The sequence below is a fragment of the Dictyoglomus sp. genome (genome assembly GCF_049968615.1).
GTDB classification, from domain to species: domain Bacteria; phylum Dictyoglomota; class Dictyoglomia; order Dictyoglomales; family Dictyoglomaceae; genus Dictyoglomus; species Dictyoglomus turgidum.
This window is the reverse complement of sequence record NZ_JBMFQK010000001.1, coordinates 230,999-255,009: the sequence shown is the minus strand read 5'-3', so window position 1 is coordinate 255,009 and position 24,011 is coordinate 230,999. Positions and strand designations below refer to the sequence as shown.

The 24,011-nt window shown below is 33.4% G+C and carries 25 protein-coding genes; 16 read left to right on the top strand and 9 right to left on the bottom strand.

Annotation, left to right across the window (positions count from 1 at the left end; translation table 11 throughout):
- Nucleotides 1-9 precede the first annotated feature (9 nt).
- Nucleotides 10-873, top strand: coding sequence for a UTP--glucose-1-phosphate uridylyltransferase GalU (gene galU / locus ACP5QL_RS01295; RefSeq protein ID WP_012583975.1), 864 nt, complete (start codon nt 10-12; stop codon nt 871-873).
- Here the strand turns inward: galU and ACP5QL_RS01290 are convergent.
- The 8 genes from ACP5QL_RS01290 to ACP5QL_RS01255 form a co-directional block, all read right to left on the bottom strand.
- Nucleotides 851-3,787: an AAA family ATPase gene (locus ACP5QL_RS01290; protein WP_428124964.1), complete on the bottom strand. Its 2,937-nt coding sequence runs from the start codon at nt 3,785-3,787 to the stop codon at nt 851-853. The two genes, galU and ACP5QL_RS01290, sit on opposite strands and share 23 nt — an antisense overlap.
- Nucleotides 3,784-4,962 (bottom strand): metallophosphoesterase family protein, encoded by a 1,179-nt coding sequence (locus ACP5QL_RS01285; protein WP_012583973.1) that lies wholly within the window; start codon nt 4,960-4,962, stop codon nt 3,784-3,786. Before ACP5QL_RS01285 ends, ACP5QL_RS01290 begins: the two co-directional genes overlap by 4 nt.
- A 2-nt stretch (nt 4,963-4,964) precedes the next feature.
- Nucleotides 4,965-6,638 carry a helicase HerA domain-containing protein gene (locus ACP5QL_RS01280; protein ID WP_012583972.1) on the bottom strand — a complete coding sequence of 558 codons (1,674 nt, stop codon included), beginning with the start codon at nt 6,636-6,638 and terminating at the stop codon, nt 4,965-4,967.
- A 3-nt stretch (nt 6,639-6,641) separates the two neighbouring features.
- Nucleotides 6,642-7,751, bottom strand: a complete 1,110-nt coding sequence (locus tag ACP5QL_RS01275; protein WP_273334042.1) for a DNA double-strand break repair nuclease NurA — start codon at nt 7,749-7,751, stop codon at nt 6,642-6,644.
- The gene (locus ACP5QL_RS01270) at nt 7,744-8,952 is read right to left on the bottom strand and encodes a glycosyltransferase family 4 protein (protein WP_012583970.1); all 1,209 of its coding nucleotides are present in this window, start codon (nt 8,950-8,952) and stop codon (nt 7,744-7,746) included. Before ACP5QL_RS01270 ends, ACP5QL_RS01275 begins: the two co-directional genes overlap by 8 nt.
- A complete protein-coding gene (locus tag ACP5QL_RS01265; RefSeq protein ID WP_273334041.1) occupies nt 8,949-9,422 on the bottom strand; it encodes a divergent PAP2 family protein in 474 nt (157 codons plus the stop codon). Before ACP5QL_RS01265 ends, ACP5QL_RS01270 begins: the two co-directional genes overlap by 4 nt.
- Complete coding sequence (locus ACP5QL_RS01260) at nt 9,419-10,453, bottom strand: SIS domain-containing protein (protein WP_428124958.1); 1,035 nt, start codon at nt 10,451-10,453, stop codon at nt 9,419-9,421. Before ACP5QL_RS01260 ends, ACP5QL_RS01265 begins: the two co-directional genes overlap by 4 nt.
- A gap of 72 nt (nt 10,454-10,525) precedes the next feature.
- The gene (locus tag ACP5QL_RS01255; RefSeq protein ID WP_012583967.1) at nt 10,526-11,191 is read right to left on the bottom strand and encodes a SagB/ThcOx family dehydrogenase; all 666 of its coding nucleotides are present in this window, start codon (nt 11,189-11,191) and stop codon (nt 10,526-10,528) included.
- 41 nt (nt 11,192-11,232) lie between these two features.
- Here ACP5QL_RS01255 and ACP5QL_RS01250 point away from each other — a divergent pair, with 41 nt between their 5' ends.
- Both ACP5QL_RS01250 and ACP5QL_RS01245 read left to right on the top strand, forming a co-directional pair.
- Complete coding sequence (locus ACP5QL_RS01250) at nt 11,233-11,580, top strand: NusG domain II-containing protein (protein WP_012583966.1); 348 nt, start codon at nt 11,233-11,235, stop codon at nt 11,578-11,580.
- Complete coding sequence (locus tag ACP5QL_RS01245; RefSeq protein WP_428124954.1) at nt 11,577-13,121, top strand: NAD(P)H-hydrate dehydratase; 1,545 nt, start codon at nt 11,577-11,579, stop codon at nt 13,119-13,121. Before ACP5QL_RS01250 ends, ACP5QL_RS01245 begins: the two co-directional genes overlap by 4 nt.
- Here the strand turns inward: ACP5QL_RS01245 and ACP5QL_RS01240 are convergent.
- On the bottom strand, nt 13,102-13,815 hold the full coding sequence (locus ACP5QL_RS01240; protein ID WP_428124952.1) for an HAD-IIB family hydrolase: 714 nt from the start codon (nt 13,813-13,815) through the stop codon (nt 13,102-13,104). The genes ACP5QL_RS01245 and ACP5QL_RS01240 overlap by 20 nt on opposite strands.
- Before the next feature lie 104 nt (nt 13,816-13,919).
- Between ACP5QL_RS01240 and ACP5QL_RS01235 the strand changes: the two genes are divergently transcribed.
- The 13 genes from ACP5QL_RS01235 to secF are packed head-to-tail and all read left to right on the top strand — an operon-like array spanning nt 13,920 to nt 24,008.
- A complete protein-coding gene (locus ACP5QL_RS01235) occupies nt 13,920-14,669 on the top strand; it encodes a YebC/PmpR family DNA-binding transcriptional regulator (RefSeq protein ID WP_012583963.1) in 750 nt (249 codons plus the stop codon).
- Complete coding sequence (gene ruvC / locus ACP5QL_RS01230; RefSeq protein ID WP_012583962.1) at nt 14,670-15,146, top strand: crossover junction endodeoxyribonuclease RuvC; 477 nt, start codon at nt 14,670-14,672, stop codon at nt 15,144-15,146.
- Between the two features lie 2 nt (nt 15,147-15,148).
- Nucleotides 15,149-15,727, top strand: a complete 579-nt coding sequence (gene ruvA / locus ACP5QL_RS01225; RefSeq protein WP_012583961.1) for a Holliday junction branch migration protein RuvA — start codon at nt 15,149-15,151, stop codon at nt 15,725-15,727.
- Nucleotides 15,724-16,728 (top strand): Holliday junction branch migration DNA helicase RuvB, encoded by a 1,005-nt coding sequence (gene ruvB / locus ACP5QL_RS01220; RefSeq protein WP_012583960.1) that lies wholly within the window; start codon nt 15,724-15,726, stop codon nt 16,726-16,728. Before ruvA ends, ruvB begins: the two co-directional genes overlap by 4 nt.
- Nucleotides 16,718-17,266 carry an epoxyqueuosine reductase QueH gene (locus tag ACP5QL_RS01215; RefSeq protein ID WP_012583959.1) on the top strand — a complete coding sequence of 183 codons (549 nt, stop codon included), beginning with the start codon at nt 16,718-16,720 and terminating at the stop codon, nt 17,264-17,266. The genes ruvB and ACP5QL_RS01215 overlap by 11 nt, the downstream gene beginning before the upstream one ends.
- Entirely contained in the window at nt 17,263-18,126 is an 864-nt protein-coding gene (locus tag ACP5QL_RS01210; protein WP_012583958.1) for a diacylglycerol/lipid kinase family protein, read from the top strand. Before ACP5QL_RS01215 ends, ACP5QL_RS01210 begins: the two co-directional genes overlap by 4 nt.
- 5 nt (nt 18,127-18,131) lie before the next feature.
- Nucleotides 18,132-18,353: a DUF2905 domain-containing protein gene (locus tag ACP5QL_RS01205; RefSeq protein ID WP_273334029.1), complete on the top strand. Its 222-nt coding sequence runs from the start codon at nt 18,132-18,134 to the stop codon at nt 18,351-18,353.
- 1 nt (nt 18,354) lies between these two features.
- Entirely contained in the window at nt 18,355-19,446 is a 1,092-nt protein-coding gene (locus ACP5QL_RS01200; RefSeq protein ID WP_012583956.1) for a SpoIID/LytB domain-containing protein, read from the top strand.
- Entirely contained in the window at nt 19,437-20,456 is a 1,020-nt protein-coding gene (gene queA / locus ACP5QL_RS01195; RefSeq protein ID WP_012583955.1) for a tRNA preQ1(34) S-adenosylmethionine ribosyltransferase-isomerase QueA, read from the top strand. The genes ACP5QL_RS01200 and queA overlap by 10 nt, the downstream gene beginning before the upstream one ends.
- A 13-nt stretch (nt 20,457-20,469) precedes the next feature.
- Nucleotides 20,470-21,636 carry a tRNA guanosine(34) transglycosylase Tgt gene (gene tgt, locus ACP5QL_RS01190; RefSeq protein ID WP_012583954.1) on the top strand — a complete coding sequence of 389 codons (1,167 nt, stop codon included), beginning with the start codon at nt 20,470-20,472 and terminating at the stop codon, nt 21,634-21,636.
- A complete protein-coding gene (yajC, locus tag ACP5QL_RS01185) occupies nt 21,615-21,893 on the top strand; it encodes a preprotein translocase subunit YajC (RefSeq protein ID WP_012583953.1) in 279 nt (92 codons plus the stop codon). The genes tgt and yajC overlap by 22 nt, the downstream gene beginning before the upstream one ends.
- A gap of 25 nt (nt 21,894-21,918) precedes the next feature.
- A complete protein-coding gene (gene secD / locus ACP5QL_RS01180; protein WP_012583952.1) occupies nt 21,919-23,118 on the top strand; it encodes a protein translocase subunit SecD in 1,200 nt (399 codons plus the stop codon).
- Nucleotides 23,119-23,135: 17 nt separating this feature from the next.
- Nucleotides 23,136-24,008, top strand: a complete 873-nt coding sequence (secF, locus tag ACP5QL_RS01175; protein WP_012583951.1) for a protein translocase subunit SecF — start codon at nt 23,136-23,138, stop codon at nt 24,006-24,008.
- Nucleotides 24,009-24,011 lie beyond the last annotated feature (3 nt).

Sequence of the window (24,011 nt, the reverse complement as noted above, 5' to 3'; positions counted from 1 at the left end):
GATAAGTATATGATAAAAAAGGCTATTTTTCCTGCAGCGGGCCTTGGTACAAGGTTTCTTCCAGCTACAAAAGCTCAGCCTAAGGAAATGCTTCCTGTAGTAGATAAACCAATAATTCAGTATGCTGTAGAAGAAGCTGTTAACTCTGGAATTGACGAGATAATTATTGTTACAGGGAGAAATAAAAGAGCAATTGAAGATCATTTTGATATATCCTTTGAATTGGAGTATTTTTTGCAGAAAAAAGGAGAACTGGACTTATTGAAACAAGTAAGAGAGATTTCAGAGCTTGCTACCGTTTACTATATTAGGCAGAAAGAGCCTCTTGGTCTTGGCCATGCAGTCTTGGTTACTAAGGAGCTTGTTAAGAATGAACCTTTTGCTGTAATATTAAGTGATGATCTTATTGTGAGCGATGTACCTTGTATAAAGCAGATGATAGAGATATATGAAAGGTATAAATGTTCCGTCATAGCAGTAGAAAAAGTTCCAAGAGAAGAGGTTAAGAATTATGGGGTAATAGCAGGAAAAGAGATTGATGATGGAATTTATCAGGTTACCGATCTTGTTGAGAAGCCATTAATAGAAGAGGCACCATCGGATCTTGCTATTGTAGGAAGGTATATATTAACTCCAGGAATATTTTACATGTTAGAAAAGGTTAAGCCAGGAAGAGGAGGAGAGATACAGCTTACTGATGGTCTAAAGTTGTTATTGGAAAAGGAAGCTATATATGCTTATGAGTTTAAAGGGAAAAGATATGATACGGGAAGTAAACTTGGTTTTTTGATAGCTTCTGTAGAACTTGCCCTTAAAAGAGAAGGGCTTGGAGAACAATTTAGGGAATATCTCAAAAGTCTAAGGTTAGATTAGAGTTTTTGTCAATTTTAATAATTTGTCCGTTATTTACATAGTAGATTTCATCAAAAAGTTCTTCTTCTATGGGAACATGGGTTACTACAAATATTTGATCAAAGAACTCTGCCACTTCGCCTTGAGTTAGAAGGTAGAGAAGACCTCTTGCTCTATCTTCGTCAAAGGAACCTAAGGGTTCATCTAAGAAAATAAATTTAGGTTGTACTCCTTTATCTTGAGGAAGAGTTGCCATAGCAAAAGCAAGTCTTAAGGCTAAAGAAAGCTGATCTTGGGTTCCACCGCTGAATATATTTTTTTCTAAAGGGTCTTTTGTATCGCTGGTGTATACTCTCAACTTATAACTCTCATCAATTTCAGCATAATGATATCTATCTGAGGTTAATATAGGTAGAATTTTTTGCATAAAAGCCATGGTTCTTGGAAGGATTGATTTTAGGATGCTCTCTCTTGTACTTTCAGCAATCTTAATGGCATATTCCATTTTTTGGATATTCTTTTCCAAGTTTTTGTAATCTTCCTCTATTTTTTCGGGAATTAAATCTTCTACTTTTTTGCCTGTTCTCTTTTCATATTCTTTCAGTATAGCTTCTTTTTCTCCGAGAATTTTAATGAGCTCTTCTTTTTGATTTATTAATACTTCTTTTTCCTTTGGATCCACATCAGTAGAGGAGTAAATTTCCCAAGTTTCTTCCTGAAAATTACTTTTGAACTCTTCTATAAGTTTTTTATACTCTTCTTCTACAGAGCTTTTTTGTCCCCTTTTATTACTAAGCTGGGATAAAATATTCTCATAATTCTCTTTTACTTTTCTCTCTTCTAAATCTTTTATAATCTCTTTTAGCCTTTTTACATATTCATTGTCTGTAGATGGTATTTTTTTAGATAAAAACTCAATTTTTTCTTTCTCTTCTTTAATATTCTTTTCAAGGTTCAAAAGAAGGATCTTTTGTTTATCTAATTCTTTCTTATAGTGATCTATGTTTCTTAGCTCGTTTTCCAAAGAACCTTTTTCAGAGATTAAGTTGGAGAGCTCTCTATCTGGAATTGGATCTTCCTTTTTAAGATATTCTATCTCTTTTTCTCTGTCGTCGATTTCTCTTCTTTTCTTTTCTAAAACTTCTTGCACTTTCAATATTTTCTCCTCTATTGCAGTGATGTGGTTGTCACATTTAAGCCTTGAGGAAAGATCAAAGATTAGCCTTTGAGCCTCATCCTTTAGAAGATTTATGTCGGAAATTTCTTTATTTATTTTTGCTTTTTCTTCTATTAGAGAGGAGGGATCTATGTTTGAAATTTGGGTTTTTATCGCTTCTATTACTCTTTCAGCTTTGTTTTTTTTGATTTCACTTCTTTTTTCAATTTCAATGAGTTCTTTTCTCAATTCTTCTTTACCCTTTTTTATGAGATGTTCAGGTATATCTCTTTTTATAAACTCTGTTATAGTTAACTCTTTGCTGAGATTGCTATTTATTTGGGAATAATTTTTATAAATAAAAATAGTCGTAGTTATAAGGATAATTGAAGGAATAAGGAAAAGTTGATTTAACAAAAAAGATAAAAGTAGAAAAAGAAGGGTTGAAATAAAGGAAAGAATTAAACTATTTTTAATCTTTGAGAGGGATTTCTCTAGGAAAAGGACCTTCTCTTCCTTTTCTTTATAATCTAAGGCTTTTTGATGGATTTTTAGGTTTTCTTTTACTTTATTTATTTCGTTTAATGCATTTCTTAATTTTTCTTCTCTTTTTTCAAGGTTTCTTTTTCTTATTTCAAGTTTTTGAAGGCTCTCCTCCAAGTAGGAGAGTTTGTTTAAAAGGATTTTTTCGGTATTTATTTTTTTTACTATTTCTTTATAATTTTCTACTTTTTCTAAAAGATTTGGAATTGTCTCTTCAGTTTTTGAGATTTTTAGTTTTTCCTCACTCAAAATCCTTGTAAGCTCTTCGACTCTACTCTTTATTTTTATTCCCTTGTTTAAGAAGTCTATTCTCTCTTTTATTTTTTCTTCCTCTTTTATTTTTCCCTCTAATTCTTGGATCTTTTCTAAGGTTTGGTTTTTTTGTTTTTCCAAAATGTTAATTTTTTCTTCCATACTTCTTATCTCATTTATGAGTTTTTCTTCCTCTTTATACCTTTCTAATAACGCTACGTCTTTTCTTACCTTCTCAATTTCTTCTTCTAACTTAGTAATTTCTTCTATTAATGTCTTTAAAAGTTTTTCCTTTTTCATAATTTCGTGGGAAAGCTCTATTTTTCTAATCTTATTTAATTGCTCTTCTACTTCCTCTATTTTCTTTTTGATTTCAGGGAGGTCTCTTTTTGCCTCTCCTGCTTTTTTTATAATCTCATATTGTTCTTTTTGATTGGTAAATTCTTTCTTTATGTCTTTTGCTTTTCCTATAAGGTTTACAAAGTAGTCTAAGTTAAAAAGTTTAGATATAAGTTCTTGTCTTTCTTGGGCTGTTAGATTTTCTAAGGTTTCTAATCTTTTTTGTCCTATAAAACACGTATTTATGAATATATCCTGATCTATTCCTATTTCTTTTATAATTCTGGGATCTACGTTCTTAACTCCGGTTATGATAATGGGGGTAGAGCTGTCATTTTTCTTTATGTGAAGTTCTGCATTTTGAGAGGCATTTTTTGAGAGGACTCTTCTTATGGTTAGGATTTTGTCCTCTGTTTTTACTACGAGTTCAATTTGGGCTTTTTCTGCATTAAATCTTATTAAATTAGGCTTAGAGCCTACATATACTGGTTTACCAAATAGGGCAAAAGCTATGGCTTCAAATATAGTACTTTTTCCCGCTTCATTTTTGCCCTTAATAAGTATTTTGCCTTGCTCTGGGAATTCTATTCGGGCATTTTGGTATTGTTTAAAATTGCTGAGTTTAAGGCTCACTAATTTTATCATAGCATTATCTCTCTATTTTTTAACTCTTCTTTTAACCAGTTTAAAGCTTCTATTATTATATCCTTATCTTCGGGGCTTTCTTCCATATATTTTTTTGTAATCATTTCAAGGTTCTTGTCAACACTGGTTTCAGGAGCGGGAAGAGTGTGGATCTCTTCGCCTTTTATCCTTAGATTTTGGGTATCAAGATCAAATAGAAAGTTGGAGTTTATTCCTGCTTCAAGAATTTTATTAAAGTTAATAGAACGGTATAAAGATAAGGATATCTCACCTATAAGCTTGCATTTTAAAAGTAGATCTTTGTGAGAATTATTTATTATTCTTTCTATTATGGAATTTGTAGGATTTTCCGAAATTATTTCCGTTAACCTGATCTCCATATTTCTCATGGGTTGAGCTTTTACCTTTATATGCTCGTAATTAATCTTTTTGTTTTCAATGGTAAGAAGGTAAAATCCAGGAGTGAGATTTTCTTCCCCAAACTCAAATCTTTCTGTGCTTCCAGGAATTATTACATGTTTATTAGCAAAGCGATAGGTATTTTGTTCATGTAGATGTCCTATGATATAAATATCAAAAGGTAAAAGATCTAAAGTTCCAATAGAGACTTGCGGCTCTTGAGCTTTGGGATGAGCAAATTTTTCAAAGGAATAGTGGAGAATTAACAATTTAATTAAATTATTCTCTTTTGGAAAATCAGAAGGAATTATAGCCTTTTCTATAGGATCTATTCTTCCCTTTCTTCTGGGATCATGAGAAAGTCCAGAAATGAGTATATTTAATCCATCTTTTTCAAAGATTTCATAATTTATTGTAGATTGGGAGGAGAAGGTTTTTATTAATCCTGCCTCCTCAAAGATTCTTATAGGGTAAGAATCGGATTCTAACATGTTGGGAGCATCATGGTTTCCTCCAATGGCATATATTTTTATGTGGTTTTTTGTCATCTTGGAAAATTCTCGGGCCACAAAAGTTAGATCTTGATTTCTTGGATTTGGAGAGTCGAATAGATCTCCTGCCTGAACGAATATATCTACCTTTTCTTCTATGGCAAAATTTACTACTTCTTCAAAGGCATCTCTCAGTCTTTTTCTTCTCTCTTGTAATTTTTCTGGTAATAATTTCTTATAATATTTACCTAAGTGATTGTCAGCAGTAATTACGATTTTTACCATTCTTATATCTCACTCCCAAAATCAGGGAGGATCTCTATGTCATTTTCTATGATACTATCCACGTGGTTTAAGGCTTTTTGAAACTCTTCATCTAAGTCAATATCAAAACCGCCTTCTGCAGTTTCTCTTTCTCCTATTTTTACCATTACGGGAATTTTAGTTAGTCTTCCAAGAATTATGGCTTCACCTATGTTTAGGCCGGGAAGATCGTGGAATAAGTTTTCCGAGAGAGCTTCGGATGCTTCTTTTACTGCGGTTTGGTCTGTAGGATTAGTCAGTCTCATAATTATTTGGCTTCCACATTGGGAAAGGGTATTGCTACTTATTTTATAAGGTCTTTGGGTAACCACAATAAGGAATACTTTGAATTTTCTACCTTCTGCTGCAATGGAGTTTATTATCCTTGAACTTTTTAATTTTTCTCCTTTTTCCTTAGGTACTAAATTATGGGCTTCTTCAAGCACTATAAAGAGGGGATAAGGAAGTCCTTCAGATTTTGCTTTTGTCCATATGTCGTTTAATAGTTTGCTAACTACGAGATCTTGAAGGTTCTTTTCTATTCCTGCAAGATCTATTACCGAGATATGAGCAGGTTTCAATATTTTTTCAGGAGAAATATCTTTAAATCCCCAGATAGGATAATCTTTTATCCACTTTACATATTTTAATGCCTTCCTTGCTCCAATTGTGGTTTCTTCGGGATATTTTTTCTTATTCTTTTTTTCCATTTCTTTTAGAAGTCTTTTTTCGTAGTCCTCAAAATTAGAAATTTCTTCTTCCTCTTTTTCTTCTATTCCTGCCATATTTTCGAGTTTTTCATACAACTCATTGGGAGTAAAATCTATTTTTGAACTTCGCAATTCTTCAATAGCTCTTTCAACTGCATCTCTTATATTGCTGTATTCTGATATTCCAAGAATTTCTGCTATTTGCTCATTTTCCAATTCGCTAAATCTTATAGAGTAAGGCTCAACTCCACCTATCATATCATCGCTAAATCTTCCTTGCACCTTGGGTATTCGGTATATGGTTACATTATGAGCAATAGATGAAAATTCTCTTAAATTATTTCTTTTTCTTCTTAAGAGTACATAATCGCTATTGGGATCAAAGACCAGTATAGTTGCCCCTAATTTTACAAGTTTTTCCAAAAGTAGTCCTGTAAGGTATGATTTTCCAGCTCCTGTTTGAGCTATTATAGCGAGGTGTCTTCTAAGTCCATTGGGATCAAGGGTGACTTTAACATTGGGTCTATATAAAAGAGTTCCTATCTCAATGGCTGTTTTTTTATTATGGGTAAAAAATTTTTGAAGAAGCTCATCAGGAGCAAGGTATACAGGAGATCCAGGAAGGGATACTGATCTTGGAAGGAGAATGTTACCATCTTTATCTAAGTATCCAAGAACTCTTGCAGAGGCTATTAATTTTAGGGGGATTTTATAGTTTAACTCCAAAAGTTTTGTAGTGGCATCATATTCCTGATCTTCCGAAAGTACATCAGAGAATGCTTTTAAACTTTCCACTTGAGCTAACACTTCTACTTCTTCGTCTGAGGACGCAATTCCCTTTATTATTACATATTCAAGCCTTTTGGGGGCTAACTCTTCATTAGTAATAAATTGAAAGCTATCACAAAAACTTTCTCCTACTAAATATCCCACGCATTTTAATTCCATTTATTAATAGAACCTCCCCTGACTTCTATCAAGTTCAATAAACCCTGGAAATTCTTTTTTTAAAATCATTAGATATCTTTCTAAATCAGGTTCTCTTTTTATTCTAACAATTTGATCTACAAAATACAAAGGAGTTTGGTATATTTTAGAGTTTACACAATTTTTTTTTAATATTCCTAAAATTTGGGCCATATTTATATCCTTGCCCCAAAAATAGTTTACCGACAGAATATTTGCTTTTTCTCCCACTATATTTGCAGGAAAATCTATTCTCAAAAGCTGATCTCTTGGCATAAGTCTTATATAGAAGGTATAAAAGGCTTGAGTATTGCTAAGAACTTTTTGAAGATCCGAATTTTTTTCTATAATTTCTAATTGTTTATGTCCAAGACCCATTTCTGCTCCTATTAAAAGGGGAGTGGTATAGCCAGGTTCCCAGGTAAAAATGCTTAAAATTTCGCTATCTGTAGGTTTGTAAGATATGTTTTTTTCTATATCAGGATTATCAATGGATAGGATCTGAAAGAAGAAGGTATTCCTTGAAGATTTAGAGATTGAAATAAGATCTATACCATTTTTAGAGGCATTTATAAGGTCTAAGGTATTCATCAATACATTGTAGGCAAGATTTATATAGTTTTCATCTTCAAAACTATGTAGATACCTTAAAAGATAGGAGATTCGTGATAATAAAGAGCCATCAATTAGCAGAATGAAAGGAGGATGATTCTCTTTAACAATTTGAAGAGCAAGTTTAATCTCCAAATCCTGCATTAAAAGATCTCTTAAGAGTCCTAGTTGATTTTCTGGTATGGAACCTACGACTGGCTCAATGGATACCAAGGCTTTTTCATATCCATTTGAACCTATAGCGAGAGCTTGAGTTATTATTAGATAGGGTCCTAAGGAAAAGGATAAGGTTCTTTGAGAGGCATCCACCGCAAAGGTAGGTTTTTTAGTGAAATCATAAGTGTCTGAGAGATTATTCCAAATCTTCTCAATAAATTCTGCTATGTAAGGTCTTTCACTAAGACCCCTTTTAATGAGAAGTTCTTCAAGGAGAGGTTTTTTCTTTTTTATTTCCGATATAAATAAAGATATAAAATCAGGCATTACTATTATTATATTCTCTTATAAGGTCTTCATACAAGGCTAAGAGTTTCTTGTTAAGGTTCTTTATATGAAATGATCTTGAGGTCTCTAAGGCATGGAGAGACATTTTTGTGTACAGATCTTTGTCTTCAATAAGGTTTTTTATCTTTTCAGAAAATAGTCTCTTGTTTTCCTGATTGTTAGGTACTAAAAAACCATTTATTCCATCTTTAACAAAATCTGAAATAGCGTCATCATCTATAGCAACTACTGGAAGTCCCGATGCCATTGCTTCAAGGATTACTAATCCTTGAGTTTCTGTGATTGAGGAAAACACAAATATATCAGAAGCATAATAGGCTTCAATGACCCTTTCATACTCTAAATATCCCGTAAAAATTGTTCTATCATAGACATTTAAAGTTTTAGCTTTGTTTTTTAGTTCTTCCATAACTCTTTTATCGGGATTATCCCCTACGATTACAAGATAAATCAATTTTTCATTATTTTCCTTTATGTATTTCATTACTTCTATGAGAAATTCAATATTTTTTTCCTTACCTAACCTTCCTACAAAGAGGAGTAAAATAACATCAGTAGGAAGACCTAAACTTTTTCTTGCTTCAGGTTTTGGAATCTTTTTAAACCTATCAAGATCTATTCCATTAGGTAAAATTTCTATTGGCTTTTGGATCCCAAAATTTTTAAGGAGCCTTTTTATTTTTGTTGATGGAGCAATAATTAGATCAGAGTGATTACAATATTCCCTACTTATCCAAATGGCTATTCTTTTTGCTCTTTCTTCGTCTATGATGTTTTTCTTCACAAAATGGGGAAAATGATCCCAGATGTAGTAGGCGTAGTCAGGGAGAAGAGTGTGATAGGTATGAACTATAGGGATTTTAATTCTTTTTCCCATATATAATCCAAAGATTCCCAAAGAAAAAGGAGTATGGGTATGTATAATATTGGGTTCCATGTTCCTTAACATAAGATCATATTTTATAGAATAGGGTAGAGCAATACGGTGTTCTTTTTGAAAAGGAAAGGTTATAGAAGGAAGAGTAAAGGTATTTCTCTCTTTAGGAATGTTGGGAATAAAGGGAATAAAAAGGTAAACAGAATGGGATTCTTCCTCTAAGGTTTTCTTGAGAAAGCTTAATGATGTGGCTACACCATTTTTATGGGGAATGTAAGTATCGCTGAAAAAGGCTATCTTCATTTTACAAAAAATCCATAGTATATAAAGTGGGTTAAAATAAGTCCAATGATTCCTCCAGTTATGGCTTCTATAGGTGTATGACCTATAGATTCTTTTAAGTAGATTTCTTTCAATTCAGGATTTTTTATTTCCTTTTGTATAATTTTGTTTATAACCTTTGCTTGTTCTTCTGTAGCAAGTCTTACTCCAATGGCGTCTGCTATTACTATTCCTGCAAAGAACATAGAAAGAATATAGATGGTGGAATTAAAACCCTCCTTTATGCCAATTATCAGGGATAAAGATACTACAAGAGCAGAATGGGAACTTGGCATTCCACCCCATTCAAAGAAGGCTCTCCATAAAAATTTTTTCTCTTGAATACTCCTTATTAATCCCTTAATTCCTTGAGTAATCATTGCCACCATCATAGGAATAATAAATACAGGATTTTGAAGTAAGTCTTCTATTATCTGTATTATATTTGTCATCTTGTTATGGTAACCTTCCTTATATTTCTGGGGTTGTCAGGATCTCTTCCCTTAATCTCAGCAAGATAATAAGCAAAAAATTGAGCAGGATAAATGAAAGGTATAGGAGTTATATATTCTGGAATATCACAGTTTATGTAAATTCCATCATATTCTTTTAAGAGATCAATTTCGTTGGTGAAGATAAAAATATCGCTTCCTTTTTCTTTTAGAGTTTTTAAAACCTCTAAGGAATGCTCCATACTTTCTCCTTTTGGAACAAAAAAGAACACAGGAAATCCTTCAGAAGCAAGGGCAAGGGGCCCATGCATAAAGTCTGCTGAAGAATAAGGCTGAGCAATAATATAAGAGGTTTCTTTTAATTTTAAGGCAGTTTCTAAAGCTGTGGATAAATTAAAGCCTCTTCCAAGGACAGCACAATGCTCCATGTATTTATAAGGTTTTACCTTTTCTTTTATCTCTTCCTCTCTTTTTAGAATATCTTCCATAGTGTTTAATATTTTATCAAATTCAGGTAGTATATTTCTACCTATTAATGTGTTTGTTAGAAAATAAATGGATACTAATTGAGATAAGTAAGTTTTAGTGGCTGCAACACTTTTTTCAATGCCTGAGTTTAGGAAAATATTTATTTTAGCTATTTGGGCTAATTTCCCTTGAGGATTATTAGTTATGCCAATTGTCAAGGCTCCTTGTTTGTTGGCATTATTTACAACTTCACATATATCATCACTTTCCCCTGATTGAGAGATGGCAATAACCAAGGATGATTTAAGATTAGGAGGAAGTTTATATATGGTAAATAAAGATGGGGCACATAGAGATACAGGAACTCTTAAATGAGACTCCATATAGTATTTTCCCCATGTGGCTGCGTTATCTGATGATCCTCTTGCTACAAAAACAATGTTTTGAAAATCAAGGGATTTTATTCTTTTTGAAACTTCTACAAATTCTTCCCATCGATCTTTATAACTTTTTATTATGGAAAAGCCCTCTCTTATTTCCTTAATCATAAACTTTTCGGACATTAGTAATCACCTCTTTATATTGGAGTTAAGGAAAGTTTAGCATCAGGGAGCATAATTTGTCAACAAAGATGACTAAATTTTTCCAATTGGCATCAAATATGTGGGAATTTCAAATTTAGGTAAATTTAGGATTTTACTTATTTCGTCATCATCAAAGGCACCTACCGCTACTGTACCTAAACCTAAAGAAACACATTGTAGGTAAATATTCTGAGCGCAATGTCCTGTTTCTATGTATATATATCTTATTCCCCTTTCCCCATAACGAGCTTTGGTTTTATAAAAAGAGGCACAAATTATGAGTACAACAGGAGCCCACTTTACCCATTCCTGCTTTAAAGATGCCTCATAAAGTTCATCCCTTTTATGATTTTTATATAACTGGATTATCTCATGTTTTTCTGGAGTGTATTTATATATACCTGATTCTATTCCCTCAACCTTTAAGATTGATATATAGACTTCTAAAGGATATAATGCTCCAGCTGAGGGACAAGTCCTAAACTTATAGTCAGAATCTGATATTCCCTGAGAAGCCCAAAGGATTTGTGATAATTCCTGAGTAGTAAGGGGTAGGTCTTTATAAAATCTCTTTGATCTTCTATAAAGCAAGGCTTCTTCAATGGAGATGGAACTTTTAAAGGAGGGAGTCGGAAGTTTTATTACTTTACCATTCTGGGCATAAGTAAACTTTATTAATGAAATTACCCCTATAATAAAGCTTATTACATATTCCATAGTGCATCTTATTATATCAAATTTTGTGATATACTTAAAACATGTTTAGAAGATATGACATATTGTTAATAATATTCTTTCTTTTATTGGCATTAGGTCTGTTTTACTTCAATTATATTAGAAATGAAGGGGTTGTCTTAAAGGTATATGTAAACAATAGAGAAGTTTTTTCCAAATCCTTAGGAGAGTTAAAAAGCAGAGAAAGATTTGAAGTTCAAGGTCTTTTAGGTAAGAGTGTTTTTGAATACGTAGAGGGAAAAGGGGTTCGTATGATTTCTTCTCCTTGTCCTGATAAACTTTGCATTAAACAAGGTTTTATAAATAAAGTAGGGGAAAGTATTGTTTGTCTTCCCAATAGAGTAGTTATCACTTGGGAGGGAAGAAAATGAAATTGGTAACTTCTGAAGAGATAAAAAGGCTTGAAGAAAGGTTAGAGAGAGAGTACTCTATTCCACCAATACTACTAATGGAAAATGCTGCATCTTTTTTATTTAGTTTTTTGAAAGAGAAATTTGAAGATATAGAGAATAGAAAAATAGCTATTCTTTGTGGCCCAGGAAATAATGGTGGTGATGGTGTTGCTTTGGCAAGATATCTGTATTCAAATGGCATTAGAAAAATTACCATTTTCTCCTATTTGTGGGGTAAGAAAATATCGGATCTTTTGAAGATTCAATTGGGTCTTTTAAAGAACCTGGTTGAGATAAAAGATATTTTGCAAGATTATACAGAACTTAAGGAATATGAATTAATAGTAGATGGGATTTTTGGTATAGGTCTAAAAAGAGAAATTGATGATGATTTAAAAAAGATCTTCAGATATATTAATAATTTGGGCAAAAAAATAATTTCTATTGATATACCTTCAGGAATAAATTCTGATACTGGGGAGATAATGGGCGAAGCGTTAAGAGCAGATTATGTTTTAACGATGTTTCTTCCTAAAGTGGGACTTTTTGAAACTGGAGCTGTGGATTATGTAGGAGAGGTTATTGTTGGTAGGTTGGGTATTCCTATAGAGATTGTTAATGATATTGTGGAGTCAAATATACACCTTGTGGACTGGGAACTTTTGAAGGATATTGTTCGTATCCCTTCCAAAGGGGTACATAAGGGGAAAAAGGGAAAAGTATTAATTATTGGGGGATCTTTTAGGTATACCGGCGCTCCTATTCTTTCTGCTCTCTCTGCTCTAAGGACAGGAGCTGGAATGGTTTACCTTGCGGTTCCAGAAAAAATTAGCATGGTATATAGAGGAAACTATCCCGAGATTATTTATATTCCATTAAAAGATAAAGATGGTTATATTTCTTATGACAATTTAGGGTATATTCTAGAAATAATAGAAACTTACGGAATTGAAGCTGTAGCTATTGGTCCAGGGATAGGCATAAACGAAGATGTAAGAAAGCTGGTTCAAGATTTTTTGAGAAAAGTTGATAAGAAAGTGGTGGTAGATGCAGATGCACTTTCTTTTGTTAAGGATATTCTTGGAGATATTTCAGGCAAAGATGTGGTCTTTACGCCTCACTATGGGGAGATGTCAAGAATTGTAGAAGAAAGTGTAGAGACAATTTCGAAAAAGAGAGTTGAAATAGGTAGGAATTTTGTAGAAAGGTATAAATTGAATCTGATAATTAAAGGTCCCAATTCTTTATTTTTTGATCCCAAAAACCATGTGTATGTGAATCCTTTTGCAGATTTTCTACTAGCAACAGCGGGTTCAGGGGATGTTCTTACAGGAATAATTGCGGGGTTTTCAGCACAAGGATACTCGTTAAAGGAAGCCTGTATTCTTGGTAATTTTGTTCATGGTTATAGTTCAGTTATATGGAAAAAGTATAAAGGTAGTGTTGGACTTACAGCTTCAGATATAATTAAAATACTTCCTTTGGTTATAGATGAGGTAATTAGAAGAAGAAATGTTTAAAGATCTCAATAAGTCCTTTGATGTCTTCTTCTTTAGCTACATAAGTTGCTATCTCTTTTATCTTCGGATGGCCATTGGCAGGGGTAGCTTTATATTTTAGTTTGCTTAGAAAAGGAAAGTCTCCAAGGCTATCTCCAATTCCTAATACCTCATCGTAGGATAAATTTTTCATTTCTAAGAGTATGTCCATTCCTGAACCTTTATCAATTCCTTTGGGGGTAATATCAACCGCTACCGATGAATATACTAATTGAAATTCTGGAAATTCCTCTTTAATTAGTTCTTGCGTATATGCAGCGAGATCCTTTACAAGAATACCCTCTTCTGGAAATAGAGAAACACATACTTCTTTTCCTGGCTCTATATGGCCTAGATTCTTGATCTTCTCTTTTAAAAACTTTTTGAGTTCTTCTTTTTCTTTTAGAATGTTGTCATTTATGATAGGATGTAAAACAATATCGTCTTTTTCAACTAAGTATATGGTGCAACCATTCTCTCCTATGGAGTCTTGAAAATCTCCTAAAGCTTGAAGGATTGCTTCAATGTATGGTTTTGATCTACCTGTATTAAGAGAAATAGGAGGAAGTTTTTTTAAATTCTCTCGTATCCATTGAAGAGATAAAAGATCCAGAGGATATCCTTTGTTCTTTGTGATACAGCCTTCTATGTCTGTCAAGATCAATCTTATATTCATAGTAAGATAGTTTAATTAAAAGTGGTATTCTTGTCAAACTTAATAAAATGTTGTAGAATGCTTATGAAACATAGCAAATCTTTGATTTAAAAGGAGGCGGAATAATGTCAGGACACTCCAAGTGGGCAAATATTAAACATAGGAAGGCAGCAGCAGATGCTAAGAAGGGAAAACTTTTCTCTCAATTGAGTAAAGAAATTATAATAGCAGCAAAGCATGGTGGGGGAAATCCTGAAACTAATCCTCGCCTAAGAGCTGCCATTGAACGAGCAAGAGAGGCAAATATGCCTAAGGAGAATATAGAAAAGGCCATAATGAGAGGAACGGGAGAGATTCCTGGAGTTGCTTATGAAGAAGTAACTTATGAAGGATATGGACCAGGTGGTGTTGCGATAATGGTAGAGGTAGTCACAGATAACAAGAATAGAACAGCAGCTGAAATAAGAAGGATATTTACCAAGCATGGGGGAAATCTTGGGGAGGCAGGCTGTGTTGCTTGGATTTTTGAAGAGAAAGGAAGCATAATCATTGAAAAAGAGAGTGTAAAGGATGAAGATCAACTAATATCTGATGCTCTTGAAGCGGGAGCTGAAGATGTACAAATAAGTGATGATACTGTTGAGGTTATCACGAGTCCTGAAAGTTTTTCTGAGGTAAGGGATATATTAAAGGAAAAGGGATATAAGATTACTCAGGCGGAAGTAACAAAGGTTCCTAAGAATTTGGTTCCTGTGGATGGACCTGATGCTGAAAAAGTATTGAAGCTTATGGAAGAACTTGAAGACCATGATGATGTACAAAAGACTTACGCAAATTTTGATATACCTGATGAAATTTTACAGTCACTTTCATAAATGGTTGTCATAGGGTTTGATCCTGGAACTGCAATAACAGGTTATGGTATTTTAAATAAGGGTGAAGATGGAATATCAATAATTGAGTATGGTGCTTTAACTACTCCTTCTGGTTGGGGTATTGGAAGGAGGTTAAATTATCTATTTGATCAAGTTTCCTCTCTTTTGGATTTATACAATCCTGATGTAGTAGTCATGGAGAATATTTTCTTTAATAAAAACATTAAGACTGCTATTAATATAGGGCAAGCTCAGGGGGTTATAATCCTTGCAGCAGAACAGCATCAAAAAGAAATATCTATATTGACTCCTCTTGAGGTAAAACTTTCTGTAGTTGGCTATGGTAGAGCCACAAAAAATCAAATTCAATATATGGTTAAGGAGATATTGAAGTTAAAGGATATTCCTAAACCTGATGATGTGGCAGATGCTTTAGCTTTGTGTATTTCTTACATTTATAAACAGGAAGGTTGTTAATCTTGGCATTTTTGAATCATATTTATGGAAAACTTTTAAAAATACATGGGGACTCTCTTATAATTGATACAGGAAATTTTGGTTTTAAAATTTATGTTAGCAAAAATTTAACTTCAAAGCTTAGTGAAGAATTGAACAATAAAATATTGCTTTACATTGCAGAAGTCATAGAAAAGGACGGAATAAAGTTTTTTGGATTTTTGTCGGAAGAAGAAAGAGATTTGTTTGAGAGGCTTAAAAATATTACTGGAGTTGGGATAAAGATTGCTCTAAGAATTGTTTCTGCGATGTCTCCTAAAGAGTTTTATGAGGTGATTGAAAAAGAAGACTTAAATGCTCTTTTAATGGTTCCTGGCGTTGGGAAAAAGATTACTCAAAAAATCTTTCTTGAGATAAAAGGAGTTATCCCAAAGAGAGAACATAAAGAAGAAGATATAATAAAAGACACTCTCTTAAATTTGGGATATAAGAAAGAGGAAATAGAAGTAGTTATGAAAGAGATAAGAAAGGAATTTAAAGACCTTGATAATCTTGAGGAAATTATAAGGTTTGCACTAAGGAAGCTATCTCAGGAGATATGAAAGTGAAAAGATTTCCCTACTTTTCTCTTGTTCAAAGAGAACCAGCCCTTGATAATGTATTAAGACCAAAGAATCTATCAGATTTTATAGGACAAGAAAGGATAAAAGATAGATTAGCTTTAATAATTAATGCTGCTAAAAAAAGGGAAGAGGCTGTAGATCACATTCTTTTTGTAGGTCCTCCTGGAGTAGGAAAGACGACCCTTGCTTTGATCATAGCAGAAGAACAAAATGCCCCCATAAAAATGGTATCTGCACCATCTTTACAAAAGAGTGGCGATTTAATAGCTTTGCTTACAAGTGTAGAAGAGAGGGGCATTATTTTTATAGACGAGATTCATAGGTTGAATCCCTCCTTGGAAGAGATACTTTATTCTGCTTTAGAGGATAGGAGTGTTAGTATTGTAACTGGAAAGGGTCCTGGAGGTAAAGTTTTAAGCATAAAACTTCCCCCCTTCACCTTAGTAGGTGCGACTACAAGACCTGCCTTGCTTAGCAGTCCTTTGAGAGATCGCTTTGGATTTATAGCAAATTTAGATTTTTATACCCATGAAGAAATGGTGAAGATTATTGAAAGGTCTCAAAAAATTCTTGGTTTAAATCTTCCCTATGAATCCATAATTGAGATTGCTAAAAGATCAAGAGGTGTTCCTCGAATTGCTAACAGAATTTTGAAAAGAATAAAAGATTATATAGATCTGAAAGAAGAAAAAAATATTAACTTAGAAGAAACTAAGAGGGTACTTGAATTAATTGGTATCGATGAAAAGGGGCTTGATGAGTTGGATAGGAAGATTCTTTTTGCCCTTAGGGATAAATTTTCTGGTGGTCCTGTGGGATTAAAAGCCCTTGCAGCAGTACTCAACGAATCTCCAGATACTATTGAATCCATATATGAACCTTATCTTTTAAGAATTGGCTTTATTCAAAGGACATCAAGAGGAAGGATTATAACCCCTCTTGGTTTAGCTCATATAATGGGGTGTAAGAATGACGGATAAAAGGTTGTTTCTTCACATCTGTTGTGCCCCTTGTTTAACCTATCCTCTCAAGAGATTGAGAGAGGAAGGTTTTGATATTACAGGTTTTTGGTATAATCCTAATATTCATCCCTATACTGAATATTTGATGCGTTTAAATACTTTAAAGGATTTTGCTGAGAAACAAAGTTTGCCTGTAGTTTATGAGGATGATTATGCTCTTGAAGAATTTATAAGACAGGTAGTTTACAGGGAAAAGGATAGATGCCCTGTGTGTTATTACATGCGTTTAAAGAAAACAGTGGAAAAGGCAAAAGAACTTGGATTTGATCTTTTCTCTACAACCTTGCTTGTAAGTCCTTATCAAAAGCATGACCTAATTAAGGAGATTGCAAATTACCTTGCAAATGAGTATAAAATAGAATTTTATTATGAGGATTTTAGAGTGGGTTATAGAGAGGGGGTTAATTTATCTAAGGAGTATGGTCTCTATAGGCAAAAATATTGTGGATGTATATATAGTGAGAAAGACAGATATTATAAAGGAGGTAAAAAGTGAAATACCACATTCTTTTTAATCCAACTTCAAATCGTGGGAGAGCAGGAAAAAGATATCATGAGCTTGTTAATGTTCTTGAAGAAGAAAATTTAGATTATACTATTGAATTTACCTTAGGAAAGGAAGGAACTATTAAACAGGTTGAGGAGGCTTTAAGAAGGGGAGTAGATGTGGTAGTTGCAGCTGGTGGGGATGGAACTATAAATGAGGTTGTAAATGGGCTTAAAGGAAGAGGAATTTTAGGCATTATTCCCTTAGGAAGAGGTAATGATATTGCTATATCTTATAGGATTCCGAGAGACATTAGAAAAGCAGTAAAATTGTTAAAAAATGGAATTATAAAGGAAGTTGACATTGGACTTCTTGATGGGAGATACTTTGTAGGTATTGCGGGGACAGGTTTTGTAGGAGACGTTAATTACAATTCTAATAAGTTAAACTTAACAGGATTTAAAGGCTATTTAATTTCAGTCTTTACTACTTTGAAAGAGTTTAAATACCCAGAATGTGAGGTTTCCTTTGATGGAATATCTTGGAAGGGAAGAATTACCCTTATTGCTCTCGGGAATACATCTTACTATGGGGGTGGCATGAAATTGCTTCCTACTTCAGATCCTGAAGATGGTTATTTTGATGTGGGGATTGCTCAGAAAATACACCCTATAGAATTGATTTTGACTTTTCCTCTGGTTTATTTAGGAAAACATACTATAAACCCCCATATTAAAATATATAGAGGAAGGGAAGTTAGAATTGCCTCGGATCAGGATCTTATAATAAGTTTTGATGGAGAGATGATAGTAAGTAAAGAAATTAAATTTACCAATGTTCCAAAATTTCAAAAGGTTATTAGGGGGTAGATATTATGTCTTTTTTAGGAAAATGGTTAATTCTTTTTGGATTTATATTAATACTTCTTGGTTTGATCTTTGTTTTTATGGACAAAATACCTTTTTTGGGTAAGCTTCCAGGAGATATAAGAATAGAGAGAAAAAATTTTGTATTCTATTTTCCTTTGACCACATCTATACTTTTAAGTCTTATTCTAACAATTATCATAAATATAATTCTTAGATTAAGAAAATAACATGCTAAGGCGATTAGTTATTGCTTTCTTTTTGATTTTCATTTTTGTTTTTTTAAATGGTTCTTACTCTCAGAATATTCCTTTGGTAAGAATAGGTATTACTAAAATTGATAGTGATGCATATTTTTCAAATGTGGGAAGGATGTCTACAGATTTTCTTGACATAAAAGTGGAAGGTAAAGGATATGTGAAAGTAAGAGTAAAAAATGGGTCTGGCTTCATAGAGAGTAATACTGGAATTTTGAGTGTAACTTTACCTTTGAGGATTTATCCTGATGGCTACTATGTGAATTATAATTCTAATTATTATAGAGGATACTTGGAAATTCTTCCCTCAGGATGGCTTATTAATGTACTAAATATGGAAGAATATCTCCTCTCAGTGGTGCCTTCCGAGATGCCTGTCTCTTATCCTTTAGAAGCTTTAAAAGCACAAGCAATAGCATCCCGTACTTATGCATTAGTAAATAGAGGAAAACATGGGGAATTTGATCTTTGTAATACTACACATTGCCAAGTATACAAAGGTATGAGTGTAGAGAATGAAAGAAGCACAAGAGCGGTTATGGAGACCTTAGGCGAGGTGATTACCTATAATGGTCAACTTATAAAAGCGTTTTTTCACTCCTCTTCAGGAGGATATACAGAAGATTGTAAATATGTATGGGGAGAAGATCTTCCCTATTTAAAAAGTGTAAGGGATGTAGATGAGTTAATAAATGATACTTGGAGTAGGGTAATAAGCATTAATGAACTTACTAACAAGTTGAATTCTGTAGGAATAAATTTAAGTGACAGTTTTTCTATAGAGCTGGAAAAGACAAATTCTGGTAGAGTGTACACTGTATACTTTAAAAGCGACCAAGGAATTTATTCTTTGAAAGGAACCACTTTTAGGAGTTTGTTTAATCTTCCCAGTACTTTATTTGATATGGAGTTAGGTAGTTATTACCTGTTTTTATCAGGACGAGGGAATGGTCACGGGGTAGGCCTTTCTCAAAAGGGGGCAAGATTTTTAGCAGAAAAAGGTTATAATTATAGAGAAATTTTGAAGTATTATTATCAGGGAGTAGAGATAGTAAAATGGTATTAAAGTTATCAGATTATGATTATTATCTGCCAGAAGAATTAATTGCTCAGGAACCTGCGGAGCCTAGGGATTCTTCTCGTTTAATGTTGGTGAATAGAAGAACTGGTGAGATTGATATAACCATATTTAGGGAAATCAAAAATTACTTAAAAAGTGGAGACGTATTAGTACTAAATAATACAAAAGTTATACCCGCAAGACTTTACGGTAAAAAAGATACAGGAGCAAAAATAGAGGTATTACTTCTTAAAAAAGTGGAAGAAGGAGTATATGAAGCTTTGGTAAAACCTGGTAAAAGAGCAAAGATTGGAACAAAAATATATTTCTCTGGGGATATTTATGCTGAAGTGGTGGAAAGGAAGGAAGAAGGAATATTTGTACTGAGGTTTTCTCAGGAAGATTTAGAAGAAATTCTTCCTGAAATTGGTAATATCCCTCTTCCTCCTTATATTAAGAAGCCTCTTAATGATCCTAATAAATATCAGACAGTTTATGCACAAAAGGAGGGGGCTGTAGCAGCTCCAACTGCTGGTTTACATTTTACTGAAGAGCTTCTACATACTTTACAAAAGATGGGTATTGAAATTTTATACATTACTCTACATGTTGGACTTGGAACCTTTAGACCAGTAGTGGTGGAGGATATTACTAAGCATAAACTGGATCCAGAGTATTTTGAAGTGAGAGAGGATGTGGCAGAGAGAATAAATAGAGCAAAGGAAGAGGGGAGAAGAGTTATAGCGGTAGGGACTACAGTCACAAGGGTATTAGAAGCTCAGGGAAGATCTGGAAGGGTTGAACCTGGGGCTGGGCTTGTAGATCTTTTTATATATCCTGGTTTTGAGTTCAAAATATTAGATGGTCTAATAACTAATTTTCATTTGCCAAAATCTACCTTACTTATGCTGGTGGCTGCCTTTATGGGATATGATCTTATGAAAAAGGCTTATAATAGAGCTATTGAAGAAAGAATGAGATTTTACAGCTTTGGGGATGCCATGTTTATTTATTAAGGTGAAAAGATGTATGATTTTTGAAATTATTGTAAGAGATAAAAAAACGAGAGCAAGACTGGGAAAACTTAAGACTTTTCATGGGGAGATTAATACTCCTGTTTTTATGCCCGTAGGAACTCAGGGTGCAGTAAAAACTCTTTCTCCAGAAGAAGTGGAGAAGGTCGGAGCAGAAATAATTCTCTCTAATACATACCATCTTTTTTTAAGACCAGGACATGAGATTGTTAGAAAAGGTGGTGGACTTCATAAGTTTATGGGATGGGAGAAACCAATTCTTACTGATAGTGGAGGATATCAAGTATTTAGCTTGGCAAGATTAAGAAGGATTGACGAAGATGGGATATATTTTAATTCTCATATTGATGGAACTCGGTATTTTTATACTCCTGAACTTGTTATGGAGATACAAAAGTCTCTTGGTTCCGATATTATAATGCCCTTGGATATATGTCTTGGATATGGAGCATCTTACTGGGAAACGAAAGAAGCCCTTGAAATTACTTTGAGGTGGCTTAAAAGGAGTATAGATTACAAAAATAATAGCAATATGGATCATCAACTTCTTTTTGGAATTGTGCAAGGGGGTTTTTATAAAGAGTTAAGGAAAGAAGCAGTAGAAAGAATGCTTAATATAGATCTTCCGGGATTGGCTCTTGGTGGAATAAGTGTAGGAGAACCTAAGGATAAAATGTATGAGATAATAGATTATACAGTAAGTTTGCTTCCTGAGGAGAAACCAAGATATCTTATGGGAGTAGGAGCACCTGAAGATTTAGTAGTGGGAGTTTCTATGGGAATAGATATGTTTGATTGTGTTTTACCCACAAGGCTTGCAAGACATGGGGTTTTTTATACTTCAAAAGGAAGGAAAAATATAAAGAATGCACAATATAAAGAGGACTTTTCACCTCTTGAAGAAGATTGTGATTGTTATACTTGTAGAAAGTTTACCAAAGCCTATATTAGGCATTTATTTTTACAGCATGAAACTTTTTCCTATAGACTTTTAACTATTCATAACCTAAGATTCCTTTTTAGATTAATGGAAAATATTAGGAAAAGCATTAGGGAAGGGAGGTTGGAAGAGTTTAAGAAAGAATTTTTAACTGAGTATCTAAGAGATGATCGAGAAAATAGATTGGAGAAGGAGGAGCTATGGAGCAAGCTGTTAATTTAATAAGTATACTCTTAGTTTGGGGTGCTTTTTTAGCTATTTTTTATTTTATTCTTGTGATTCCCCAAAAAAGAGAAGCAAAAAGAAGACAGGAAATGCTTGATTCTCTAAAGGTGGGAGATAGAATAGTTACAAAGGGGGGATTGATAGGACAAATAGTAGCAATTAATAAACAAAAAAAGATTATTCAGGTTTCTTTTGCAAAGGGAATAGTTTTTGAAATGCTTCTTGAAGGTGTAGCTTATCCCTTAAAAGATTAATAAAGAAAGGGGAGATAAAGGATTTATGAATATAAGACCAGAAATTAAAACTGCTTTTATAGTGATTATTTTGGGCATTGCCATATGGATACTACTTACCTTTCCCTTTAGATATGGGCTGGATATAAGGGGCGGTATAAGAGTAACATTGCAATGCCAAAAGACAGAAGGGGTAGAAATTACCGATGATGCTGTAAGGAGAACTATAGAGGTTATTAGAAATCGTATAGATCAATTAGGAGTTACAGAGCCATCCATATATAAAGAGGGAAGCGATAAAATTGTAGTAGAGCTTCCTGGTATAAAAGATCCCGAAAGGGCTCTTGAGATTATAGGACAGACTGCTCTTTTAGAGTTTAAAGATGAAACTGGAAAAACCATACTTACAGGTTCTGCTCTTAAAAATGCTAAGGTTGAATTTGATCAAGTAGGACAACCTATGGTTAGGGTAGAGATGAATCCAGAAGGTGCAAAGATTTTTGCAGACTTCACTTCAAAAAATGTAGGAAAACAGGTATTTATAGTGCTTGATGGGAAAGTAATATCAAATCCTGTAATTAAAGAGCCTATAACGGAAGGGACAGGAGTAATTACAGGCAGATTTACTATTGATGAGGCACAAAAACTTGCTATTCTCTTAAGAGCAGGTGCTCTTCCTGTCCCTGTGAAGGTAATAGAAAATAGAACCATCGATCCTACTCTTGGTAAAGATACCATGGAGTCTGCATACAGAGCAGGAGTAATTGGGGCCATTCTTGTGGTGTTGTTTATGATTTTGGTTTTTAGATTTTTAGGATTGGTCGCAGATATAGCACTTTTGATTTATGTGGTTCTTGATCTTGCTGCTTTAAAGTTATTAAATGCCACATTAACTCTTCCTGGTGTTGCAGGTATTATTCTTTCTATCGGAATGGCTGTGGATGCTAACTGTCTTATCTTTGCAAGGATGAAGGAAGAGTATGCTCAAAGGAAAACACCTATGGCTTCTCTTGATGCCGGATTTAGAAATGCTTTAAGGGCTATCATTGATAGTAATGTGACTACTATCCTTGCCGCATTAATTCTATTCTATTTTGGAACAGGTCCTATAAGAGGTTTTGCTGTAACCTTGTCTCTTGGTGTGGCTCTTTCCATGTTTACTCAAATAACTATAACTCGTACGCTTCTTGAGAATTTATTGTCTTTGCCTGTTTTTAAGAAGGCAACTAAGCTTTTGGGCTTATAAAGAAGGGAGGAAGATTTGTGAAAAAGGAGATTAATTTTTTAGGAAAAAGGGTAAGAAGAGTATTTATGATATTATCCCTTCTCTTTGTTATAATTGGGATGTATTTTTTCTTTACTAAAGGCTTAAATTATAGCATTGATTTTCAAAGTGGCAGTGTGATCTATTATAAACTCTCATCTCCTTTAAATAGTAATCAGATAGCAAATTTAAGGGATATTGCGAGGAGTTTTTATAGTAAATCTACCATTCAGACAGGATCAAATGGAAAAGAAGTATGGATAAGAACCAAATTTTTAGAAGAAAATGAGCTTAAGAGATTAACATCAGAAGTAGAAAAAGTGATTGTTAAGTATGAAGGAAGAGAGATAACAACTATTGAGCCTACTATAAGTAGAGAGCTGAGAGAAAAGGCTATTTTGGCGGCGGTTCTTGCTATAATTGTCATGCTTGTATATATAACAGTGAGATTCAGATTTGATTTTGCAATTTCTGCTATTATAAATGAGGCTTTTGTTTTGCTTGCTACTATTTCAATTTTTGCCATATCCCAATGGGAGGTTAGTCCATCCTTTATTGCTGCAATTCTTACCCTACTTGGTTATGCTATTAATGACAACATAATAGTTTTTGATAGAATAAGGGAGAACTCTAAAAAATATCCTAAGGAAGATTTCACAATTATTGCCAATAGAAGTATTAATCAGACTCTTGCAAGAACTTTATATACTGTGATAACTACTTTACTTGCAATTACTCCTCTTCTAATATGGGGTGGAGTGGTTTTAAGACCATTTATTCTTGCTATATATCTTGGAATAATAATTGGAACCTATTCTACCATATATATAGCATCGGCCATTCTTTGTGAGTGGAGAGAATTACAGAAATAAAGT